The following is a 21,378-nucleotide window of genomic DNA, read 5'->3' on the forward strand; positions in this document are numbered from 1 at the left end:
CACTGGGTGCAGTTTTATCCCCCCGCGCCCCCCATCAAAGTTACCCGCCGTCCAGATGTCGCTATAATCCTTCTGAGGCGCCGAACGGCTGCGGGTCCTCCCTAAGTGCCGAACGTCAGGGGTCCTTCACGCCCCGGCACGTGGCACTCAGGGATGGAACAAATCCCGTGGAAAAATGGAATTTTCTCGCGGGTGTCATTCCTCGGCTGACGCGTAACACGGTGTGTCGCCATGGGCGGTGACGATAAGTCGCTCACCGATCCCGCCGCCATCCGCGAACAGGTCCGTGCGGCAGTGTCCGTCGAGGCTTCCTACCGTCCGGTAGATCCCATTCTATCGGAGGTCGCCCCAGACGAAACCGAGATCGCTCCGGGCATCACCGTCTCCGATGTCGAGGATGCGTTTCGCTGGAAGAACGTCGGTGATGCAGCCATCGCCATCAAGCTCCTGCGCGGCAAGATTTGCTACGACGCCGTGGCGGACAAGCCCTACCGTTTCAACTGCACGCACTGGCTGCGCGACAAAAACGCCAATTGGCGCAAGGCCTTGTTCGGCGTCGCCGACATCTACGCCATCCGGGCCAGGCATTATCTGGAGCAGGCCAAAACCGTCGAGGAAGAGTGCAATGCCGCGCCCAAGGACGAGCAAAAGTCGCTCAAGCCGTTGGTGAAAAAGGCCCAGAAGATCGCCGAGGCCTGGATCAAGCGCGTCAATTCCTGCCGCGACACGTCCTACGTCCGCAAGATCTGGGAGGCCGCCACTTCCGGAGACGGTTCCCTGGCCATATCCGGCGACGAATGGAACCAACGCCCGACGCTTCTTCCTTGCAAAAACTGTGTGGTAGACCTGGAAAAGGGCAAGCCCCTCGACCCGGACCCGTTCCAGTATTTCAACAAGGCGGCTATCGCGCCGTTCGTCGACCTCCACGCCGAAGCGCCGTTTTTCCTGGACACCATCTCCAAGGCGCTGTGCCGCGACAAGCAACTCATCGACTACTTCGACTACATGGTCGGTTTCGCGGCCACAGGCCTTCAGACGAAGGACTTTTTCTGCGCCTACGGCCCCAAGGGCGACAACGCGAAATCCGTCGTCTTCGAGTGGCTGCGCAAGGTGCTGGGGGACTTCGCCGGCACGATCAAGGTCGAAACGATCCTCGACGAGAAGTTCATGCGATCGGCCGACGGCCCTTCGCCTTCCATGCTCAAGCTGCGCGGCCTGCGCATGGCCGTGACCTCGGAGGCGGACAAGAAGCACCAGTTCGCCATGGCCAAGATCAAGTCCATCTGCTCCGGTGGCGACCGCCTCGAGGCTCGCGGCATCAACGCCGTAGACATCATCGAGTTCAATCCCGAGCTGACCCTCATCATGCACAGCAACCATATCCCCAAGGCGTCGGGCAACGATGATGCGTTTTACAAGCGCATCAAGGTCATTCCCTTCCGGGCCAAGTTCATCGCGGAAAAGGACGGTCCCGAGGACCCGGATCACCACATCTACCACGCCAAGTCCCGGTCCCGCATCGTCGACCCGACGCTGACCAGGGAGATGCCCGGCATCATGGCCTACATCGTGCGCTGCGCCGTCAAAGCGCTCAAGGCCGGCGACATGCCGCCGGCCCCTCCGGCCGTGCTCATTGAGACGGACCAGTACCGCACCGACCAGGACATTGTCGGCCAGTTCCTGCGCGAATGCACGGACCCTGATTCCAACAACCAGGAGCAAATGAAGGACATCTACTTCGCCTTCCGCAAGTGGTGCGCCGAGGAGCAGATGATGCCGCCAAAAGCCATCTGGTCCCAGAACGCCCTTGGGAAGGATCTCAAGCAGCGTAATGAACTGGAACGCATCCCGAGTAATGTCACGTATTACAAGGGACTACGGATCAAGCCGCAATGGCGGAAGCAGGAAGGCGACATCAATGACCAGGAGGCGCATGACTCGGGTTCATTTAGGCCTTTTTAGCCCTTTTTAGACCTTGCACCATGGAAGGGCTAAATCGATTTTAACCAATAAAACAAACAAATTATAATGTATATTTTATACTTATTTAGGCCTTTAGGCCTTTTTAAAGCGCAAGCGCATGGAACGAAAAAAGGTGGCTTTGAAGGATCAGAAAAAAATTCCCATAGGGGGGAATAGCCTGGAAAAGGGCTAAAAGGGCTAACGACAGCTGTAACTTTTTATAAAAACTTAACATTTTCACTCAAAAAGGGCTAATTGTAAAGTCTAAAAAGGCCTAAAAAGGGCTAAGGGAGTCGGTTTTCATGGGTGTGGCGATCGAATGGTTCAGCGAGGACGATCGAAGGAGCATCGCCAAGGCTCTGTTGACGGATGTCGACGAACGCAATGGCAAGGTCTGGGCGGCCTGTCCGTTCCATGCCGAGCAGTCCGTCGGCGGCGCGTTCCGCTACGACCCGGAAAAGGATCGCGGCACCTGCTATTCGTGTCGCGCTTCCGAGGACCTTGTCGGCATCTTCTGCGCCGTCTCCGGTTTCCCCCAGAACGACCCCGAGGGGTTCCAGGCCTTCCGGGACAGGTTCGCCCCCGGCCGGGAGCTGCATCATGGGAACCGCCCCGCGCCCTCGGACTCGGAAACGAAACCGGCCCCGCGCGTCTGGATTCCGAGCGCCGTGGATCTTCCGGACGCGCTGTGGTCCGAGAAAGCAAACGCCTTTGTGCGCCAGTGCGCCGAGCGTTTGATGTCCAGCCCGTCCCGTCTCGAACGGCTCGCCGCCTGGGGCATCGACCGGGACACGGCCGCCAAGTGCCGGATGGGCTGGAACGACAAGGACCGATACCCGCTTCGCACGTCCTGGGGGCTTCCCTTCGAGCGCAACAAGCGCGGCAAGGAAAAACCGCTCTGGCTCCCCGAGGGGCTGGTGCTCCCTTTCTACGCCGAGGGCCGCGCCGCGCGCCTCAAGATCCGGCGACCGCATCCCGAGCGTGGCCCGGAGGCCTGCCGCAAGATCAAGTATTACAAAGTGCCGGGCGGCTGCGAACGCATGTTCGTCTACGGCCGGACCACCTGCCGGGCCTGGGTCGTGGTCGAAGCCGAACGTGACGCGGCCATGATCTGGGGCAAGGTCCGCGACCTCGGCGTTGGCGCCATCGGCACCGGATCGGCTTCCAATCGCCCCGACGCTGCGACGGATGCCATCCTGACCCGGGCCGACATCATCCTGGTCGCCCTTGATTTCGACCATGCCGGCGCGGCCGCCTGGGACTGGCGGTTGTTCGTGCCGAAAAATCCCGGCGACCATCCACGTCAGGCCTGGTGCTGGTCCGAAGCCTACCCGCTGGCCGTGCGCTGGCCGGCCCCGCCCGAAGCCGGCAAGGACGTCGGCGACGCGGTAGGCCCCGGCCTCGACGTCCGGGCCTGGGTGGTGGCCGGACTGCCCCAGCACGTACGCCAAAGCATTTGCGACGCTTCGCGCCGTCGCCTGCGGCAAGCCGTTGCCGATGCCCGCGACCAGTCCGAAACCATCTCCGCCCCCGAGCCGGTCCCCGAGCAGACCGTGGCCGGGGAGCCGCTCCCGGTGGCCACGTCGGAACCATTTCCCGACATTCCTGGTCTGGATTTCCGCGACCCGGACCTTGCCGACCTGTGGAATCTGCTGCCGCCTGATTACCCCGGGAAACGCGCCTACTTTAGCCTTTTAGGCATGTTTTCTCTTTATCCGGCACGGGGGGGGCGCGTGAGAAATAGGGGCGATGGGCCGGAGCTGGATGGTGCGGCACTGTGGATCGACGAGTCGTGGCGGCGCTCGAACCCCGACCTCGCGCGGAAAATTTCGCAATTGTTTTGGGGTGAGGCGTGGTCGTGCTGGCGGGATTGGAGTTGGAACGACGCCCCGGTCGAAATCAGGGACGAAGAGCAAAAGGTACGCGCCTGTGGCGCGGCGTAATAAAGGAGGCAAAAGCATCATGAACACGGAACAACAGGAAGGTCAGTCCCTCGACGCCCTGGCCAGGGAGCTTTTCGGCGATGCCGCCACCTTCCGGGTGGCGGACCCATCCACGATCCGGCTGCGCAAGGAGAACGCCCGCTATTTCAAGAAGGACGTGTTCAAGCAACTCGTGGACAACGTCAAAGCCGACGGCATGCTGTCGTCCATGCCACTGTGCTACGAGCCGGAGCCGGGCGTGCTCGAAGTCCTGTCCGGCAACCATCGGGTGAAAGCCTCGGTAGCCGCCGGCATCCCGCGCATCCTGGTCATGGTGCTGCTTGGGGAGTTGGACGAATCCCGCCTGACTTCCATCCAGTTGTCCCACAACGCCCTGGTCGGCCTGGATGATCCGCAAGTCCTGGCCTCACTGTGGGCAAAAATCCGGGAAACCCAGGACAGGCTTTACGCCGGCCTTTCGAGCGATGCCCTCGGCGAGATGGAAAAGGTCAAGCTGGTCACCTTCACGACGCCGAGCCTGGCGACGCGCACCATGACCTTCGCCTTCGTGGACACGGACGCCGCCCGTGTGGCCGAAGTCCTTGACGCCCTCGCGTCGCTGCCGAAATCGGCCACGGTCCACGCCGCGCCCCTGGAAATGTTCGACACGTTTTTCGCCTCGCTGCAACAGGCCAAGGTCAAGGCGGACGTCAAAAACTCGGCCCTGGCCATGTCCCGCCTCATCGAATTCGCGGCCAGAGCCATGGAGGATGCGGCATGAGCTTCATCGGTGCCGTCGCCTCCCCTGTGAGACAGGTCCTGGCCGGCTATGCCCGCGAGGTAGAAGCGCCCGTGCGCATCGTCGGGGCTGGGAATTTCACGGTTCCGTCCGCACTCCGGGCCGGTGGGTATGCCGGGGAAATCCACGCCTGCGACGTCACGCTTTATTCCTGCGCCCTTGGGGCCTACCTCGCCGGCTGGCCGCTCAAGGCGCGGGAGCGCGACGATTGTCCCGATCAGCTCAGGGGATTCCTGCGCCCGGATTCGCCCATGGACCTCGCGGCTTCCGTGGCCTTGCTCCTCGACCTGCGGCAGGTCTGGAAAGCCCACAATCCCTATCAACTGGCGATCCTCGAACATTACCGCCAGCGGTGGGACATCCTCCTGTCCGGGGTACGGCAGCGTTTGGCCGCGTTCCGGGAACAGGTTTCGTCCGTAGTCTTCGAGGCCCGGGACGGCTTCGCCGTCCTGGAGGATGCGCCTCGGGAAAGCACGGTGTTCGCCTTCCCTCCCACCTACAAACGCGGCTACGAAAGTCTGGAAAAGCTCCTGACCGCCGCTGTCGTCTGGGACCGTCCCGCCTACCGGGAAATGACGGACAAGACCCTGGAGCTCTACGAACGCATTGCCCGCTTTGACGGCTATTTTGTGGTGTTGGAAAAAGACCTCCCCGAGGTCCGGGCAATCCTGGGCCGTCCGGTGGCGGTGCTCCCCAGAGGGAGAGGCAAGACCACGACCATTCTGGCGAAAAAGGCTTCCCGAAAGGTCGTCATCCGCCACGTCATCAAGTCCGCCGATATCGGTCCCGTCTGGTCCCCAGGCGAAAAGGTCCCCGTCGACGCGCGTCTGACCCTTGGCGTCCTGTCCCCGCGACAGACAATCCGCTTCAACGAGCTCTTTCTTTCCTCCCGAATCGACTACTTCGAGGGCGGCGTGGCCTTGTCCCTGGTGTTCCTCGTCAACGGCCGGGCCATCGGCAAGGCCGACTTCTGCAAATCCAGCCAGCAATGGAAGCTCCCCGGCCCCGGGGCCATGATCTACCTCATGTCAGACCTGGCCGTCCCAAGCGCGGAACCGCGTCTGGCCAAGCTGGTTTTGCTGTCCATCCTCTCCAGGGAGGTCCGGGATTTGGTCGACCGGAAGTTGCTGGGACGGCACAGCTTCGTCGGTACGACCGCCTTCGCCCAAAAGCCGGTGTCCATGAAGTATCGGGGCGTTTTCAAGCTCCATTCCAGAAAGGAGAAAGAAGAGGGCTTCGCTCTCAACTATCTGGGGACCTTCGCCGGGTACGACCTCTCCGGGGCGCTGGACGTGTGGCGAAAAAAATACGTCAACATGCCGAAATAGTTGATTTAATTGTTTACAACACAGGTAAAAATGCTAGTCTTTTCGCATGGTTATCAACAAACAACGCCAAAAAGAAGGAGAAAACACCATGTGGGAAGGCGCGGCAATCATCGATGCGTACACCCGGGCCCAGGCGATCGAGGACGGTGTGCTGGTGGACATGAATCAGGATTTTTTCGGGGAGTTGGCCAAGGAAGCCGGTTTTCAGTTCCCCATAGCCATGACCGAAACGGCATTCGCCAAGTACGTGGCTTTGACCCCGGCGGCCATTCGGGCCGGCAACGACATGCACGGTCGATGGTGGGACATTTTGTGGATGCTGAAGCGGGAGATCAAGGCAGCTCGGGGCGGCACTTCGGAACTGCTGTTCCACTTCCATTGTGTGGTGGATCGGGTCCGGCCGACGCCGAGCGTGCTCAAGTCTGTGTGTGGGCCTGGCGACAACGGAGAGCCGGTCATCACCATCATGCTCCCCGAGGAGGATTAGCCATGGCGGTGCGAATTCCGAAGGATCTCATCGCGGATTGCGCGGCCGTGGCCAAGGAATGGGGTATCCGCGACATGCCCGGCCTGGAGTCCAGGATGGGGGACATCCTCCAGGAAGCGGTGAAAAGACGGGCACGGTTTATTCAAGAGGTCATCGATGCAACGCCCAAAGGAAAATTGATTTTGAAAGCTGCTGCGAGAGGCGTTTGGGTGGGCTGCAAGACCCGTGAGGCGATGGACTTCTGTCCTGACCAGACAGCTTAAAAAAGGGCCTCTTTCGAGGCCCGGAAAACATGGAGGGGCTAGCCCCCGAACGTGAGAATTCAAGGCTAGCCTCTCCCCAAACCAAACGCAAGGGAGAAACGAGATGATCACCGTGTCCTACTTCGCCAGCAAAGCCCCCTCCGATCGGAAAATCTGCATCGCCAAGGGGCGTCCGCGCTATTTCAAGGGGCTTTCCTTCAGGGATTTCGCGCCGCTCAACCCCCACGACCTCAACGACTGGCAGAACCGCTACCGCCGGGAACTGGAAGCCCGCTATCCCGACGCGCTCTCTCTCCAGGCCGCCCTAGGCCGTATCGAGGACCGTGTTCCGAACCCCATCCTCTGTTGTTACGAAAAAGACCCGGCCGAATGCCATCGCACCATTCTGGCCCAATTCATCCAGGAGCGCCTGGGGCTTGAAGTCCCCGAGTGGGCTCCCGGCATGTAGGAGCCGCGCATGGACAATGCGGAGCTTGTCGACATCCTGACCCAGACCGAGCGCAATTCCCTGGCCATCCTGACCCAGGCTGTCAACGACTGCCAGGCCGATGTCCTGGCCCACAAGCCGGGAGCGGGCTCACGGCTCATCAAGGCTACGGAAACCCTTGAGAAGTTCAAGGTCAGGTTTGCGTCGTCCGCAACGTCCGCCGCGCCCCTCGAAATCATCGGCAAGATCCCGGCGGTGGAGAAGTACCTTATCGCCGCCGGGTGGAAAGTCGCCAAGTCGAAGCTCTACCAGGATAAACGAAAAGGCCTGTTAAAACTTCAGCCGGACGGCAAGGTCTCCAAGGCGGATGCCGACGCCTATGCGGAGGAGCGCCTTGTCTCTGCCGACGCAGCCCCGGATGCGGAACCGGACGAAGTTCTGGGTATGCGTCGGGACCTTCTCAAAGCGGAATTGGACGTCAAGCAGCAACTCGCCGAGCGGAACCGGATGCGCCTTGAAAAGGAGCGGGGGGAACTCGTTTCGCGCGGCGAGTTCGACGGCATGATGGTCGCCGCCGTATCCGTGCTGCGCTCCAGCATGCGCCAGTGGTTTTACGTCAAGATGCCCGAACTGGTGGAACTCGTGGCGGGCGACCCCACAAAAGTCGAGGAGGGCATCCACTTTTTCATGAACGAGAGCAACGTGTTCTTCAACGGCTTTTCCCGGGTCCGGCTGTTCGATGTCCAGGACGATGATTTGGAGGAATCGGAGGGAGAGGAGGGGGCCTTTTCATGAGCGCCGCGCCCTGCCTCGTCGCGCCTTCCGCGCCTTCCGACAAGGTCGAGGTCGTCGAGGTCGACCGCGCTCTTGTCCATGCTCTCGGCTTGCCTGTCCCTGAACTGGACCAGGACAGGAAGAACTTCTTTCTGCGGTTCTCCTTCTCGTCCACCGTGCGCGCCGCCTTTCGGGCTCCGGTCGGCATGCGCCCGGCGGCCTGGGCGGAAAAGTATTTCATCGTCACCGAGGGGTCGCGCCCCGGTCCCTGGCGCAACGAAAACGCTCCCTACCTCGCCGGCATCATGGACGCATGGGCCGAGCCCTACGTGCGCGACGTCACGTTCATGGCCCCGCCTCAGGTCGGCAAGTCCAAGATCGGCGAAATCCTCGTCGGCTACATCTCCGACCGGGACCCGAGTCTGACTCAGTACGTGGTGCCGGACGAAACGTCCGCCGCTGAGCTGGTGGACGAACGGCTTCGTCCCATGTTCGAGGACAGTCCGCGGCTTTCAAAACTCCTGACCGGCGCGCCCAAGGACCTGACCGCCAAGCGCTTCAAGCTGCGTACCATGCGCCTCATGCTGGTCTGGGCCGGTTCCGTGGCCCGCCTCGCGGCCAAAGCGGCAAAATACCAAATCCGCGACGAGGTCGACAAATACCCGGAAGCGCCTTCGAAAAAGGAAACCAGCACCGAGGCGCTGCTCGACAAGCGGCAACGCACCTTCCGCTGGGACCGCAAGATCTACCGCGACTCCTCCCCGACCAAGGAATCCGGTCCGATTTATCTGGCCTTCAGCGCGGCGTCTGCGCGGTTTTATTTCCACGTGCGCTGCCCCCTCTGCGGTCACATGCAGCGCATGTATTTCACCGATCCCGACGGCCGCCCGTGCGTGTGCTGGCCCAAGGAAGAGGCGGAAGCGGATCGGATCGAGGACGGCCTCCTGGCCTGGTATGAATGTTCCCGTTGCGCCGGCCATTGGGATGACGCCAAGCGCGACCGGGCGGTCTCGCGTGGCGAATGGCGCGAGGAAAAAACCGGCATGGAGTTGTTCGCCTACCTGCGACTCCACAAGCCTCGCCGCATCGCTTTCCACATTTCCGCGCTCTATTCCATGTTCGTCAGCCTGTCCGAAACGGCCGCCGCGTTCCTGCGCTCCAAGGGGAACAAGCTGGCCCTGCGCGACTTCTGCAACGGCTATCTTGCCGAGCCCTGGAAGGACTACGCCGTCGAACGCCAGGAACAGGCCATCCTTGCCTTGCGCGACGACCGTCCGCGCGGCCTGGTCCCCGGCGGCGGCGTGGTGTCGTGCCTGTTGGCCAGCGTCGATACGCAACAGGACCACTTCATTTACCGCATCCGCGCCTTCGGCTGGGGCGGCGACTCCACGACTTGGGGTATCCGCGAGGGCCGCGTGGAAACCTTCGAGGATGTCGAGCGTGTGCTCTGGCAGGACGAGTACAAGGACCCGGACGGCAAGGCCTACCCGGTGCGCCTCACCATCATGGACTCTCAGGGTACCCGCACCGCCGAGGTCTACGAGTTTTGCCGCAAACACGTGGGCAAGATTTTCGCCTTCAAGGGCGAGCAACAAATGGCCGTGCCCCACACCTTCACGGTGATCGACCATTTTCCCAACTCGCCGCGCAAGATCCCGGGCGGCTTGAAGCTCCTTCGCGGCAACGTGACCTACTTTAAGAGCCTGCTCTCGGGGAAATTGTCGATCAACCCGGCCGACCCCGGCGCGTTCCTGCTCCACGCCGAAACCACGGAAGACTACGCCCGCCAGATGTGCGCCGAATACTACGACGACGCGGACGGCGTCTGGCTGTGCCCGGACCACAAAGCCAACCATTTTTGGGACTGCGAAGTCTATTGCCTTATCGCCGCCGACCTGCTCGGCGTGCGCCACTGGAAGAAACCGGAAGACAAACCGGCCGCAGCGGCCGTTCACCATTCGCCATCAACGTCGCGCGGTTCCCGGTCGGGCTCTCGTCCGGTCCCATCCGCCATAGCCAGGAGGAGAGGATAGCCATGCCGAACGATAGCCTGCTCAATGTCGAACAAGTCCGTGTACTCCTCGGCGGCGAGAGTAAGCCCGTGTCCAAGATGTGGGCCTATAAGCTCATCAAGGAGGGGAAGCTCAAGGCCATCCGCTATGGCACCGTCAAGGGTATTCGGGTCTACCGCTCGTCCGTGGAACGCTATCTTCGGGATCGCGGCCGGGATATGTCCTCGTGAGCCTCCCCGACCCCGAAGATGGTGCCGGCGTTGGACGGGGTACACGATAGGGCCGCTCGGGATGGATGCTTTTTTTGCTAGCATTTATTGCTTGCATTGGTAGCAAAAAATGCTATCTTTATTCTTATGAATAGCGCGCACAAAAAGACCTTGGCCGCCGTGTTTGCGCGGCAGACCCCGAGGAATTTGGAGTGGGCCAAGGTCGAGGCATTGCTGGCCGCGTGCGGGTGCGATATTTTTGAGGGGCGAGGATCGCGGGTGACGTTTTCCAAGGGACCGCATTCCCTGGACGCGCATCGGCCGCATCCCGGAAAAGAGGCCAAGCCCTACCAAGTGCGCGATGCCAGGGCGTTTCTTGAAAAGATCGGGATAACCCCGGAAGAGGAGGGGATATGACCCCTATGACCTACAAGGGCTACGCGGCCCGGATCGAATACAGCGACGAAGACGAATGCTTTGTCGGGCACATCGCCGGGATAAGCGACATTGTCGGGTTTCACGGCGATTCCGTGGAAGAAATCCGCGCTGCTTTTCATGAGGCTGTTGATCATTATCTGGAGGCTTGCGCGGCCAGAAACGTGCCGCCCAACAAGCCCTATTCCGGCAAGATCATGGTTCGCGTCAGCCCGGAACTGCATGCCCGCGTGGCCATGATTGCCTCGGCAAGAGGCGTGAGTCTCAACGCCCTGGCAACGGAAGCCCTGGAGCACACCGCGCAGAGCTAGCCACAAGAAAACGAAACCAACGGGGTCGGCGGAAGTCGGCCCCGCTAAACATCTTTTCCCCACCATTGACCTGATTTTTCTCTGTTTTTCGTCGTATTATGGCGTCCCTGCCGCCTCGGCCTCAAGCCGTCATTTGAGATTTTTGAGCCGCAATCTCGCCGTTCTGGCGGCTCTATGTCTAACATATTTTAATCGTTAGCGATTAATATCCCTGCATCTTGAAAAAACCGTTTGCCACGTTCGTGACGTTCGCATGGTAAACTGACATGCCCCCATGATTGCCCTACGGGGCAAGCATGCCGAACCTCTTCTCCCTGTACGACGACGCCGAGCTGGAAACGCTCATCAGCCAGATCAAGGCCGCCATTCCCAAGGTCTTGGCCGGCCAGCGTGTGAAGATCGACGACACCGAGTACGACTACAACACCCTCGACGCCCTTGAGTCCTTCGGGACAGGGTTGGCCAGGGAGAAGGCGGCGCGTTCGGGGACCTCTTCCCGCGTCACGGTTTTGCGCCCCCGTCGTCCTGACGCCTGGAGGCGCTGGTAGTGGCTGCCTCCGCGCTGGTCGACCGCTTTGGTCGTCCCTTGGCGGCTCCGGCCTTGGGCCGAGTGGGCGGCGTGACCCGGATTGCCGGCAGCCATCGCGGCACCCTGGCCGGCTGGTGGCCGCGCCGCAACACCGATTCCTCGGCCTCGCGGGAGCGCGACGTCATCGCCCGCCGGGCCGAGGACCTTGCCGCCAACGACGCCCATGCCGCCGGCCTCATCGGCGGTCTGGCCACGAACGTGGTCGGCACGGGCATCAAGCCGCAATCCCAGGTCGAAGCCGCCGCCTTGGCCCTCACCGATGAAGACGCTGTTTCCGAGCTGCGCGACCAGATCGAGGCGGCGTTTTCCCTTTGGGCCATGCGCGCCGACGCCGGGGGCCGCATGACTTTCGACATGCTCCAGGCCCTCAACATCCGCACCACGCTCATTCAAGGCGAGTTCTGCAACCTGTGCGTCAACATGGCCGACGCGCGCGGCGGCCTTCCCCCGGGACGGCACTTTTCCATGGCCCTGCAATCCATCTCGCCGCAGCGCATCCAAAGTCCGTTCGGCCAGTGGTATTCCCCGGATGTTCATGACGGCGTCAAGCTCGGCGTTTTCGGCGAACCGACCGGCTACTGGATTGCCCAGCCGGACATGACCGGCAACATTCCGTTCGGGCAGGCGCTCAACGCCCGCTACTATCCGGCCAATATCGCCCACCGCCCGGTGGTGCTCCACGCCTTTCCCCAGACGGACCCCGAACAGTTCCGAGGCCGTTCGATCCTGGCCCCGGCCATGAAGTTCTTCCGCGACCTCAACGACTGCCTCGACTACGAGCTGGTCGGCCAGCTCGTCGCCGCCGCCTTCCCGATCGCCATCACCTCCGACATGTCGGGCCTGCTGCAGGGGTTCGGGAACGAGTTCAAGGACCAGGTGCGATTCCGCCCCTATGAGGAACGCGTCGCCGACGTGCAGCCGGGTTCCGTGCTCGAACTCTACCAGGGCGAGGACATCAAGGCCCTGGAAAGCAAGCGGCCGGGCAACAACTTCGACCCCTTCGTCACGCGCATCCTTCGCGCCGCCGGCGCGGCGGCCGGCATCCCCTACGAAGTGGTGGTCAAGGATTTTTCCAAAACCAACTATTCGTCGGCTCGGGCCGCGCTCCTCGAGGCCCAGCGCGTGTTTCGCTGCTACCAGCAATGGCTGATCGTTTCCTTTTGCCAGCGTGTCTGGCGGGCCGTCGTCGAAGAGGCTTTCGTGCGGGACATGGTCAAGATCCCGCAGGGCGCGCCGGATTTCTACGAGGCCATGGACGCCTATCTTGCCGTGTCCTGGATTCCTCCGCGCCCCGGCCATGTGGACCCGACCAAGGAGACGGCGGCCGAAATCGCCGCCATCGAAGCCGGCATCGCCACTTACGCCGACGTCATCGCCGCGCGCGGCGGCGACTACGAAAACACCTTCCGTCAGCGCAAGCGCGAGCAGGACCTCGCCCGCAAGCTGGGGCTTTCTTCCGCTTCGGCGTCGACCGCCGCACGCCCGTCAGCCCGGGAAGAGGAGCCCGAAGGGGAAGCATTCCCTCGGGATGCCGCCCCGGAGGACCAACAGGCCGCGTTCGGTTCGGCCGCGCGGTTGTCCGCTCTGGAACGGCTGCGGCCATACCTTGCGTCCGACGAAATCCACGAGGAACACGCATGACCATGGAAAGCTCCCATCCGGCCCCACGCGTGCTTTCGGCCATCATGGCCGAGCCGTGGGCCATCCTGCCCGGCTCCCTGGAACTGATTCTGGAAATCGCGGCCCGGCGCGGCGACCCGGAGGCCCTGGCCGTCAGGCGCGGCACGGCCCTGGAAGGTTCGCGCACCGTCGAGATGCGCGGCAACGTGGCCATCATCCCGGTCATGGGCCCCATCTTCCCCCGGGCCAGCATGTTCGAGTCCATCTCGCAAGCCGCAGTGTCCGTGGAAACCCTGGCCAGGGACCTGCAAGCGGCTCTGGACGACCCGGCCGTCGCATCCATCGTGCTCAACATCGACAGCCCCGGCGGCCAGGTCTCGGGCATCCATGAATTCGCCTCCCAGGTGTTTTACGCCGGGAGCGTCAAGCCCGTCGTGGCCTACATCCAGGGCACCGGCGCTTCGGCCGCCTACTGGATCGCCTCGGCCACGTCCCGGATTTTCGCCGATGCCGCCGCTGTTGTCGGCAGCATCGGCATTGTGGCCACCATCCCCAAAAACGACGGCAAGACACTCTCCATCGTTTCCAGCCGGGCCCCGAAAAAGCGTGTCGACCCCGAGACCGAGGAAGGCCGGGCCGAGGTCGTGCGCACCCTGGACGACCTGCACGCCGTGTTTGTGGGCGACGTGGCCGCCTTTCGCGGCTTCACCCGGGAAGAAGTCGAACAGAATTTCGGCCAGGGCGGCGTCCTGGTCGGCGCGCGGGCCGTCGCCGCCGGTATGGCCGACGCCCTGGGCAGCCTCGAAGGCGTGATCGCGGAATTGTCCGCACCCCGGCCCCTCGCCGGAAACCTCAACGCGAAGGAGGCAATCATGCCCGACGCGAACAAGCCGGATGCCGGCGGGGGACCGACCGCCTCGCTGCGCGACCCGGCCCAAAGCCAGGCAGCCATATTGGAGGCCGTGAAAAATTCCGGGGCGCTCATCGCGCAAACCAACGACGAAAAGCCTTACCTCATCCTCCCCGGTCCCACGGCCGACGACGTGCTGGCCATGGTCACGGCCATGCACGGCCCGGAAGCAGCCCACGCCATCACCGCCGCCCTGGCCGAGGCCGCCGCCTTGAACGTGGAGCCCAAGGCCTACGCGACCCTCTTCGCCAGGTTCGGCGCGAAACAGCCCGAGGCTCAGACTCCCGAGAAGTCCGAACAGCCCGCCGCCCCGTCCCCGCTGGCCACGCTCCAGGCGGCTCTGGCCGCTCCGGCCGCACCGGGCACGGTGCCGGACCAGGAAACAGGTCAGGCCGAGCGGGTGCGCGCCGCGATGAAGACCGGCGGCGAACGCCGCTACGCGGGAAGGAGGTAACAAATGGCAACGCAAGGATATTCCATTCTCGCCGAACACGTTCCGGACAAGCTCATCGCCGGCGACGCCAAGATCGTGACCGCCGCCGGCACCATTGCCTCCGGCGCCGGGGCGCTGGTGCGTGGCACCGTGCTCGGCAAGATCACTGCCAGCGGCAAATACCAGAAGGCCGTCGGCACGGCCGAGGACGGCAGTCAGACCCCGGACGCGATCCTGGCCGAGGACACGGACGCCACCAGCGCGGATGCGCTGTCCGTGGTCTACCTGTCCGGCCAGTTCGCCGAATCGGCCCTGACCCTGGACGCGTCCCTGACCCTGGACGGCATCCGGGACGGCCTGCGCGACAAGAACATCTACCTGACCAAAACCGAGGGGTAAGCCATGGGCTACGATATGTTCGACTACCGGGAAATGACCGGCGTGCTGTCCACCATGTTCTCCCCGCGCATGTTTCTCCTTGAGACGTTCTTCGGCGGCACGGAGGTCAAGACCCACGACACCAAGCACGTGGACATCGACATCGTGCGGCGCGGCCGCAAGATGGCCGCTTTTGTCTCTCCCCGGCGCGAAGGCCGGGTGGTGGACCGCGAGGGCTACCGCACGGCCACGTTCACGCCGCCCTACATCAAGGAGAAGAAGGTCACCACGGCCGAGCATGTGCTCACGCGCCGTCCGGGGGAGACCATCTACGCCAAGCCCATGACCCCGGACCAGCGGGCCGGCGAGATCCTGGGCGAGGACATGACCGAACTGCGCGACCGTATCCTGCGGCGCGAGGCCTGGATGGCCGCGCAGCTCCTCAAAACCGGGGTGGTCGTCTGCCAGGGAGACGGCATCGACGTGACCATCGATTTCGGCATGCCGTCGGACCACAAGATCATTCTGTCCGAGGTCGACAAGTGGACCGCCGACACGTCCGACCCGTCGGGCAACCTTGTGACTTGGCGGGAATTGATCGCCCGTGATTCCGGTCTGGTTCCCAACGTGGCCGTGCTCGGGTCCGACGTGGCCGCAGCCGTGCGTCGCAACGAGCTGCTTATGAAGCAGCTCGACAGCCGGCGGGTGACACTGGGCCAGATTGATCCGCAGCAACTCCCCGACGGGGTCATCTATCTGGGGCAACTCGAAGCCACCGATCTGTATTCGTTCAGCGATTACTACGAGGACGACGACGGCGACCTCCAACCCATGGTCCCCGAGGATTACATCTTCCTGGGGTCCACCCAATCCGCCAACCGTCGTCATGCCGGCCTCATCGAGGACCTGGACCTCAACGCCGAGGCCGAGGTGCAGTACTTCGCCAAATCCTGGAAGAACCCGGATCCCAGCGCCCGTTTTGTCATGGTCCAGTCCGCGCCGCTTCCGGCCATGCACCAGCCTGACGCCTTCGCGGCCATCAAGGCCGTTTAGAGGAGGGACGCCATGAAAATCGCCCTGACCAGCGCCTTTGTGCTGCGCGGCAAGCACTACAAAGCCGGCGACTGCCTGGAGGTGGAGGAGTCCATCGGCGCGGCCGCCATCAATGACGGCGCGGCCGAACAGGTCTTCGACCTGGCCGCTTCCGCGTCCGGGGACACCAACCCCAAGACGGATGGCGGCAACCCCGACCCTAAGACGCCGACCGACGACGGCGCCAATGCCGGCCCCGGAAAGTCCGTCAAGGCCAAGTCCTGACCGTCCTCCAAACCGTCCGGGCGGCGCTGCCACGCTGCCCGGACACAAAGCAAGGAGTCTGGCCGTGACGTTTACGCCTCTCGAAGCCCTGTCCCTGACGGCGTTTGTGACCGTGGTGACGGGACTCGTGGTGCATGCGCTCACCAAGCGCAACTACGTCAGTCATACGGAATGCGAGGAGAGGCGCGTGCATGTCTGCTCGACGCTCAAGGCCGTTCAGGACGATCACGCCGAACTGCGCCAGGACATCAAGGACCGCACCAACATCCTGTTCCGCATGGTGCGGGCACTGATCGCCCACGACAAGGACATGCCCGACGGCATCAAGGCCGAGATCCTGAACGAAACCCCGGGAGGGAAATGACATGCCCGAAAGCAATGCTCCGTCGCCTGAAAACGGACAGCCCATCGTCACCCCGGCCGCGCCGGGAAAATCCGACGACGTTTTGGCCCGGCTCGATACCCTGGCCGGCAGGTTCGAGTCGTTCCTCAAAACCGTCGCCCCAGGCACGCTGAAATCGACCGGGACCGGTGCCGATGGCGCCGACGCCGCGTCGACGTCCCTGGCTTCCCGCCTCACGCCGCGCATGCTGGCCTGCCTGTTCCTGGCCGGCGTCCTTGTGGCCGGGCTGGCCATCGTATCCCCGCAGCAGCTTCCCGTGGCCGGGTATAAGCTGTGCCTGGTCGTGCTGGCCGGGCTGCTCGGCTACTGGCTGGACCGTTGGCTTTTCCCTTACGCCCGACCGGACGGCTACCTGGCCCGGGAATGGCGGGCCCATGGCCGCGACTATCCGGACTCCGAGGCGGATTACGCGGTGGTCCCGGGCTACGAAACCGTGTTCGCCGCCGCGCTGCTGCGCCGCGCCCTGGTGGTCCTGGGGGCCATGCTGGGGCTCGGGCTGGGGCTGTAATGGATACGCTGCGGGGCGTTGGCGCGTTTTTCCTGGCCGTCTGTCTGGCTGTCGCGGCTGCCTGGATGGTTACCGGCTGCAAGCAGGCCGAACGGCCCGAGCCCGATCCGGCCGCCGCGCCTGCGGCTCCGGCGTCCCCGACGTCCGCCCCCGACGCATCCCCGGCCGTGCCCGCTCCCGGCGTGCCGCAGCGCGCCATGCGCTACCGCTCCGAGCTGATCCGCAACGCCCGCGTGGCCTGGGGCCTTTCCGCTCCGGTCGCCACCTTCGCGGCCCAGGTGCACCAGGAATCCGGCTGGCGTCCGGACGCGAAATCCCCGGTCGGCGCGGTCGGCATGGCCCAATTCATGCCTGCGACCGGTCGGTGGATTTCCCGGCTGTTCCCGGAGCTGTCCGCCAACGAACCTTACAATCCGTCCTGGGCGCTGCGGGCGCTGGTCACCTACGACAAATGGCTCTGGGACAGGGTTTCCGGCCGCGACGCCTGCCAGCGCATGGCCATGGCCCTGTCCGCCTACAACGGCGGCCTGGGCTGGGTGCAGCGCGACAAGTCCCTGACCGAAGGGCAGGGCGGCGATGCCTTGGTCTGGTTCGGCCAGGTGGAGACGCGCAACGCCGGACGGTCCGCAGCCGCCTTCCGCGAGAACCGCGGCTATCCGCGCCGCATTCTGGGCAGGCTCGAACCGCTCTACATCCGGTCCGGATTCGGACAGGGGGTGGCCTGTGCTCAATAAGCTCTGCATCGGTCTGGTCGTCCTCGGCATCGCCAGCGCCCTGGCCTTTGGCGCGGGCTACTCCCTCGGCTTCGAGCGGGCGGACAACGCGCGCCGGGCCGAAGTGGCCGCGCTCAATGCCCAGGCCGCGACCTGGAAGGCCGAGCAGGCCCAGGCCCTGGCCGAGGCCGAATGCAAGGCCCGGGAAGCCCTCGAGGACGCCCAGGGCAAAGTCAACGCCCTGGCCACCCGGCTCGAGGCGGCGCGCCGCCAAAGCGCGGCCAGAATCACGGACATCACCAGGAGGATCAAGCATGCCACGGCTGGCCTGGATTGTGTTTTCGGCCCTGATTTTGTGCGGCTGTACAACGAGGCCATCGGCGCCGCCGCCGATCGTGCCGGTGGTGGTGCCGTGTCCCAAACCGCAAATCCCGGCGCAGCTTCTGGAGCGTCCGGAGCCGCCCCGGCCGCTGACTCCCGACTACGACCGGCCCGGGCCGTGACCCCGGCCGACATCCTGGCCAACATCCGCGATTTCGGCGCGCGCTCCCAGGCCATGGAAGCGCAACTCGGCGCGCTCATCGACCTGACCGAACAGGGAGGAAAGTGATGCGTCATTTTCTGCAACGGTTTTTCAACGGCGTGAATGTCTACTGTCGGTTGTGCGACCTGGGCTTTTCCGTGTCCCGGGCCAAGCGGTGGGGTCTCGTTGTCTCCAAGTGGGTGCATCCCGTGCTCTACGGGAAAAGGAGCTGAGGTCATGCCGGATATCGCCGATAGGGCGCAACTGGACGAACAGGCCCATATCCTCGACGCGCTCTCCCGCCGTGACGACAGGGACGACGCCGGGCAGACCCGTGAAAACGGCGTGGTCGTCTGTTGCGACTGCGGCGAACCGATTCCCGGCGCGCGGCTGCGCATCCTGCCAACGGCCTGCCGGTGTGTGGAGTGCCAGGACAAGGCGGAGGGCAAGGCATGGTGACCGCCCGCGAACAGTTCGCGGCCGACATCCTGGCCGCCTTGCCGCACCTCTCCGGTTTCCAGCCGGCCGAATACCGACCCAAGGAAGGCGACCCGGTGGAGACCTACGCCATGGTGACGGACGCGGCGCTGGAAAACGACGGCCGTGTGTACGGCGAGTATGCCGCCATCCGCGTGCCCATGGCCCATGTCCCGGCCCCGTCGGCGGATGACTGTATCGCCATCGGTGGCGAGGTCTGGGAGTTTCGTGTCAACCAGGGCGCGAAATTGCGGCGGGAGCGCCGGTTCCCGTTCTGGGTTCTCCAGTGCCGCTTGAAGGGTTCCGTCGGCGTCGGGGGGCGGTCGTGAGCAAGGCGTTCCTGCTCCAGGAGTCCAAGGGCTTCAAGGGGGGGCTGGGCTTCGCCTATTCCTTGTCCGAAAGCCCCTATCTCGCCGACATCCTGTCCAGCTCCGATCCGGCTGTGCGGCGTGTGGCGCTCAAGGCGCTCAAATCCACGGGCTGGATGGTGCAACAGAATTGGCGGCTGTGGTTCAACGCGCCTGGGTGGGCCGCGAATTCCCCGTTGACCAAGGCGCTCGGCGGAAAGCGGACCGGGCTCAAGTTTCTGCGCCAGTTCGTGCGCTACAAGGCTTTCAGCGACCAGATGGCCGTGGCCATCGGCTTCGGCAAGGGACGCAGCCGCGCCAAGAAGTTGTCCGACGGCTACACCGGCGTGGGCATCACCGGCCTGGTGGCCGACAGCCTGCTCGGGGCCGATCCTGTCGTCACCTACATCGCGTCCAAGGCCGAATACGGCTGGCACGGGCAGGTAACGGACAAAATGCGCCGCTTCGTGGCTTCCAAGACGCGCGCCCGCTCCAAGGCCAAAAAGCCCAAGGTCGGCCGCAACTTCTACGCCCTGTCCAAGGACAAGGCCGTCATCGACGTCCCGAAGCGCCCTGTGGCCGCGCCCTATTTCGCGCGCATCACGCCGAAGATCCCGGCCTATTTTCTCATAAAATTCAACAAGAACTGGCGCGAGCTCATGGGGGCAACAGCATGACCACGTCGCAACTCATGGCCGAGCTGCGGTCTCGCCTTTCGAACAGCGCAGCCATCGGGGCCTTTTGTCAGGAGTATTTCGGGAAGAGTCTCACCGTGCTGCGTCGGTACGACGACAACGCTCCTCCGAAACCGTCGGACCACCCGTGGATATCGCTGGAGCTTTTGGGCGACCAGAAAAGCAACAAGACGCAGATCGTTGTCCGCACGGTCTTTATGGTGTGCTCGGTGTGGCGCGATCCGGACGGCACTGCCGATGACGGCGAGGACCGGGCTTCCGATCTGCGGGAATTGGCGGAAAAGGCGCTCATGTCCCCGGGCCTGGGCAAGGTTGAGGCCGGCGACGATGTTTTCGCCAATGCCGAAGACGGCTGTTTCGACAGCGCAACCACCATCATCATCACCAACAAATAAGAAAACGGGAGGCAGACATGGCGGGCATTCTCGGATCGGGCGACCTTTATTTCGATCGCCAGGACGACAACGGCAACAGCACGGGGCTGCTGCACATCGGCAACACCACGTCGTTTATGATCACCGAGTCCTCGACGCTCAAGGAGCGCACGAGCAAAATGAAAAAGACCTACGGCCAGACCCTGGATTCCGTGGCCATCCACGGCGCGCCCAAGGTCTCGTTCACCCTCAACGACCTGATCCGCTCGAACCTGGCCCTCATCCACATGGGCGACGACGCCGACGCGACCCAGGCGCTCGCGGCCGAGGCGACCAAGATCTTCGCCGTGGAGGATGTCAAGGCCGGCGTCTTTTACGAGCTGGGCGCGGCCGGCGTTTCCATCACCAGCGTCAAGGACGCCTCGAACGCCGATTTCACCACCTATGAAATGGACGAGGACGGCGGCCTGTTCAAGTTCACAGAGGCCCCAACCGAGCCCGTCACCGTCACCTATTCCGTCCCGAAGATGTCCGGCTACACCATCACCGGTTCCACCCGCTCTACCATCAAGGGCCGGCTGCTTTTCATCGGCAAGAACCTCGCGGACCAGACCAATATGCGCGTGGATTGCAAGGAATCGCAGCTCACGCCGAAAAACGGCCTGGACTATCTGTCCGACGACTTCGCCGATGCGCAATACGAGGGCACACTCAACACGCCGTCCGGCGAAACCTCCCCGTACAGCGTTCGTATGCTGTCCGCCGCCTAACCGGAGCACGCCATGCGGAAATCCAACTCTCTGAAGATCGAGCATCCGAACGGCGAAAAGTCCGTGGCCGTCCTGGAAATGACCGTGGCCGACATGCTCGCCGCCCCGTCCATCCTGGGGCTGGTGTGCACCGGCGATGTCGACATGCTGGTGCTGTCCCTGGCCATGGGGCAGGCCGGCGAGGAAGGCCGGAACCTTCTGCCGAAAATCAGCGACCTGGGCGAATCCATTTCCGAGGTCGGCGGTTCGTCGCTGCTGCGCATCCTGCGCAAATGGGCCGAGGTGAACACGGATTTTTTCGGCAATCTCCGGACGCTGTGGGAAGCCGTCAACGCCGCGCCGGCAGAAAAAACACCCAAGGAACAGGCCGCCTAGATTCGCTCGATATTCTG

29 protein-coding genes are annotated in these 21,378 nt (G+C 63.4%); all 29 read left to right on the forward strand.

Going from position 1 to position 21,378, the window contains the following annotated elements; translation table 11 throughout:
• Positions 1-231 precede the first annotated feature (231 nt).
• The 29 genes from DESFRDRAFT_RS00625 to DESFRDRAFT_RS00760 all read left to right on the forward strand — a co-directional run bounded on the left by DESFRDRAFT_RS00625 (position 232) and on the right by DESFRDRAFT_RS00760 (position 21,361).
• A complete protein-coding gene (locus tag DESFRDRAFT_RS00625) occupies positions 232-1,962 on the forward strand; it encodes a DNA primase family protein (RefSeq protein ID WP_005990114.1) in 1,731 nt (576 codons plus the stop codon).
• A gap of 302 nt (positions 1,963-2,264) precedes the next feature.
• Positions 2,265-3,905, forward strand: coding sequence for a hypothetical protein (locus DESFRDRAFT_RS20550; protein ID WP_005990116.1), 1,641 nt, complete (start codon positions 2,265-2,267; stop codon positions 3,903-3,905).
• A 19-nt stretch (positions 3,906-3,924) separates the two neighbouring features.
• Entirely contained in the window at positions 3,925-4,665 is a 741-nt protein-coding gene (locus DESFRDRAFT_RS00635; protein ID WP_005990118.1) for a ParB N-terminal domain-containing protein, read from the forward strand.
• The gene (locus DESFRDRAFT_RS00640; protein WP_005990121.1) at positions 4,662-6,011 is read left to right on the forward strand and encodes a putative antirestriction adenine methyltransferase; all 1,350 of its coding nucleotides are present in this window, start codon (positions 4,662-4,664) and stop codon (positions 6,009-6,011) included. Before DESFRDRAFT_RS00635 ends, DESFRDRAFT_RS00640 begins: the two co-directional genes overlap by 4 nt.
• A 46-nt stretch (positions 6,012-6,057) precedes the next feature.
• Positions 6,058-6,498, forward strand: a complete 441-nt coding sequence (locus DESFRDRAFT_RS00645) for a DUF6573 family protein (protein WP_199533101.1) — start codon at positions 6,058-6,060, stop codon at positions 6,496-6,498.
• Between the two features lie 2 nt (positions 6,499-6,500).
• On the forward strand, positions 6,501-6,761 hold the full coding sequence (locus tag DESFRDRAFT_RS00650; protein WP_005990125.1) for a hypothetical protein: 261 nt from the start codon (positions 6,501-6,503) through the stop codon (positions 6,759-6,761).
• A 103-nt stretch (positions 6,762-6,864) separates the two neighbouring features.
• The gene (locus DESFRDRAFT_RS00655; RefSeq protein ID WP_005990127.1) at positions 6,865-7,209 is read left to right on the forward strand and encodes a DUF488 family protein, N3 subclade; all 345 of its coding nucleotides are present in this window, start codon (positions 6,865-6,867) and stop codon (positions 7,207-7,209) included.
• Positions 7,210-7,218: 9 nt separating this feature from the next.
• Positions 7,219-7,983, forward strand: coding sequence for a hypothetical protein (locus tag DESFRDRAFT_RS00660; protein ID WP_005990129.1), 765 nt, complete (start codon positions 7,219-7,221; stop codon positions 7,981-7,983).
• A complete protein-coding gene (locus DESFRDRAFT_RS00665) occupies positions 7,980-9,995 on the forward strand; it encodes a terminase gpA endonuclease subunit (protein ID WP_005990130.1) in 2,016 nt (671 codons plus the stop codon). The genes DESFRDRAFT_RS00660 and DESFRDRAFT_RS00665 overlap by 4 nt, the downstream gene beginning before the upstream one ends.
• Positions 9,996-9,997: 2 nt before the next feature.
• Complete coding sequence (locus DESFRDRAFT_RS00670) at positions 9,998-10,204, forward strand: helix-turn-helix domain-containing protein (RefSeq protein WP_005990132.1); 207 nt, start codon at positions 9,998-10,000, stop codon at positions 10,202-10,204.
• A gap of 159 nt (positions 10,205-10,363) precedes the next feature.
• Positions 10,364-10,600: a type II toxin-antitoxin system HicA family toxin gene (locus DESFRDRAFT_RS00675; RefSeq protein ID WP_233489536.1), complete on the forward strand. Its 237-nt coding sequence runs from the start codon at positions 10,364-10,366 to the stop codon at positions 10,598-10,600.
• Positions 10,597-10,929 carry a type II toxin-antitoxin system HicB family antitoxin gene (locus DESFRDRAFT_RS00680; RefSeq protein WP_005990137.1) on the forward strand — a complete coding sequence of 111 codons (333 nt, stop codon included), beginning with the start codon at positions 10,597-10,599 and terminating at the stop codon, positions 10,927-10,929. Before DESFRDRAFT_RS00675 ends, DESFRDRAFT_RS00680 begins: the two co-directional genes overlap by 4 nt.
• 296 nt (positions 10,930-11,225) lie before the next feature.
• Positions 11,226-11,477, forward strand: a complete 252-nt coding sequence (locus tag DESFRDRAFT_RS00685; RefSeq protein WP_005990138.1) for a hypothetical protein — start codon at positions 11,226-11,228, stop codon at positions 11,475-11,477.
• Entirely contained in the window at positions 11,477-13,159 is a 1,683-nt protein-coding gene (locus tag DESFRDRAFT_RS00690; RefSeq protein WP_005990140.1) for a phage portal protein, read from the forward strand. The genes DESFRDRAFT_RS00685 and DESFRDRAFT_RS00690 overlap by 1 nt, the downstream gene beginning before the upstream one ends.
• On the forward strand, positions 13,156-14,502 hold the full coding sequence (locus DESFRDRAFT_RS20555; RefSeq protein WP_005990141.1) for a S49 family peptidase: 1,347 nt from the start codon (positions 13,156-13,158) through the stop codon (positions 14,500-14,502). Before DESFRDRAFT_RS00690 ends, DESFRDRAFT_RS20555 begins: the two co-directional genes overlap by 4 nt.
• Positions 14,503-14,505: 3 nt before the next feature.
• A complete protein-coding gene (locus DESFRDRAFT_RS00700; protein WP_005990143.1) occupies positions 14,506-14,880 on the forward strand; it encodes a head decoration protein in 375 nt (124 codons plus the stop codon).
• A gap of 3 nt (positions 14,881-14,883) precedes the next feature.
• Positions 14,884-15,912 (forward strand): major capsid protein, encoded by a 1,029-nt coding sequence (locus DESFRDRAFT_RS00705; RefSeq protein WP_005990145.1) that lies wholly within the window; start codon positions 14,884-14,886, stop codon positions 15,910-15,912.
• Positions 15,913-15,924: 12 nt separating this feature from the next.
• On the forward strand, positions 15,925-16,176 hold the full coding sequence (locus DESFRDRAFT_RS00710; protein ID WP_005990147.1) for a hypothetical protein: 252 nt from the start codon (positions 15,925-15,927) through the stop codon (positions 16,174-16,176).
• A 64-nt stretch (positions 16,177-16,240) separates the two neighbouring features.
• Positions 16,241-16,540 (forward strand): hypothetical protein, encoded by a 300-nt coding sequence (locus DESFRDRAFT_RS00715; RefSeq protein WP_005990149.1) that lies wholly within the window; start codon positions 16,241-16,243, stop codon positions 16,538-16,540.
• A gap of 1 nt (position 16,541) precedes the next feature.
• On the forward strand, positions 16,542-17,087 hold the full coding sequence (locus tag DESFRDRAFT_RS22795; RefSeq protein ID WP_005990151.1) for a putative holin: 546 nt from the start codon (positions 16,542-16,544) through the stop codon (positions 17,085-17,087).
• Positions 17,087-17,821 (forward strand): transglycosylase SLT domain-containing protein, encoded by a 735-nt coding sequence (locus DESFRDRAFT_RS00725; RefSeq protein ID WP_005990153.1) that lies wholly within the window; start codon positions 17,087-17,089, stop codon positions 17,819-17,821. Before DESFRDRAFT_RS22795 ends, DESFRDRAFT_RS00725 begins: the two co-directional genes overlap by 1 nt.
• A complete protein-coding gene (locus DESFRDRAFT_RS00730; protein ID WP_005990154.1) occupies positions 17,811-18,410 on the forward strand; it encodes a hypothetical protein in 600 nt (199 codons plus the stop codon). Before DESFRDRAFT_RS00725 ends, DESFRDRAFT_RS00730 begins: the two co-directional genes overlap by 11 nt.
• The gene (locus tag DESFRDRAFT_RS22625) at positions 18,410-18,556 is read left to right on the forward strand and encodes a hypothetical protein (RefSeq protein WP_005990156.1); all 147 of its coding nucleotides are present in this window, start codon (positions 18,410-18,412) and stop codon (positions 18,554-18,556) included. Before DESFRDRAFT_RS00730 ends, DESFRDRAFT_RS22625 begins: the two co-directional genes overlap by 1 nt.
• Positions 18,557-18,560: 4 nt before the next feature.
• Positions 18,561-18,782, forward strand: a complete 222-nt coding sequence (locus tag DESFRDRAFT_RS00735; RefSeq protein WP_005990158.1) for a TraR/DksA C4-type zinc finger protein — start codon at positions 18,561-18,563, stop codon at positions 18,780-18,782.
• Positions 18,776-19,129, forward strand: coding sequence for a head-tail joining protein (locus DESFRDRAFT_RS00740; RefSeq protein ID WP_005990160.1), 354 nt, complete (start codon positions 18,776-18,778; stop codon positions 19,127-19,129). Before DESFRDRAFT_RS00735 ends, DESFRDRAFT_RS00740 begins: the two co-directional genes overlap by 7 nt.
• Positions 19,126-19,824, forward strand: a complete 699-nt coding sequence (locus DESFRDRAFT_RS00745; RefSeq protein ID WP_005990162.1) for a hypothetical protein — start codon at positions 19,126-19,128, stop codon at positions 19,822-19,824. The genes DESFRDRAFT_RS00740 and DESFRDRAFT_RS00745 overlap by 4 nt, the downstream gene beginning before the upstream one ends.
• Positions 19,821-20,237, forward strand: a complete 417-nt coding sequence (locus DESFRDRAFT_RS00750; protein WP_005990164.1) for a hypothetical protein — start codon at positions 19,821-19,823, stop codon at positions 20,235-20,237. The genes DESFRDRAFT_RS00745 and DESFRDRAFT_RS00750 overlap by 4 nt, the downstream gene beginning before the upstream one ends.
• A gap of 17 nt (positions 20,238-20,254) precedes the next feature.
• Positions 20,255-20,986 (forward strand): phage tail tube protein, encoded by a 732-nt coding sequence (locus DESFRDRAFT_RS00755; RefSeq protein ID WP_005990166.1) that lies wholly within the window; start codon positions 20,255-20,257, stop codon positions 20,984-20,986.
• 12 nt (positions 20,987-20,998) lie between these two features.
• Positions 20,999-21,361 carry a hypothetical protein gene (locus tag DESFRDRAFT_RS00760; protein ID WP_005990168.1) on the forward strand — a complete coding sequence of 121 codons (363 nt, stop codon included), beginning with the start codon at positions 20,999-21,001 and terminating at the stop codon, positions 21,359-21,361.
• The last annotated feature ends 17 nt before the right edge of the window (positions 21,362-21,378 follow it).

The organism is Solidesulfovibrio fructosivorans JJ], assembly GCF_000179555.1.
GTDB classification, from domain to species: Bacteria; Desulfobacterota; Desulfovibrionia; order Desulfovibrionales; family Desulfovibrionaceae; genus Solidesulfovibrio; species Solidesulfovibrio fructosivorans.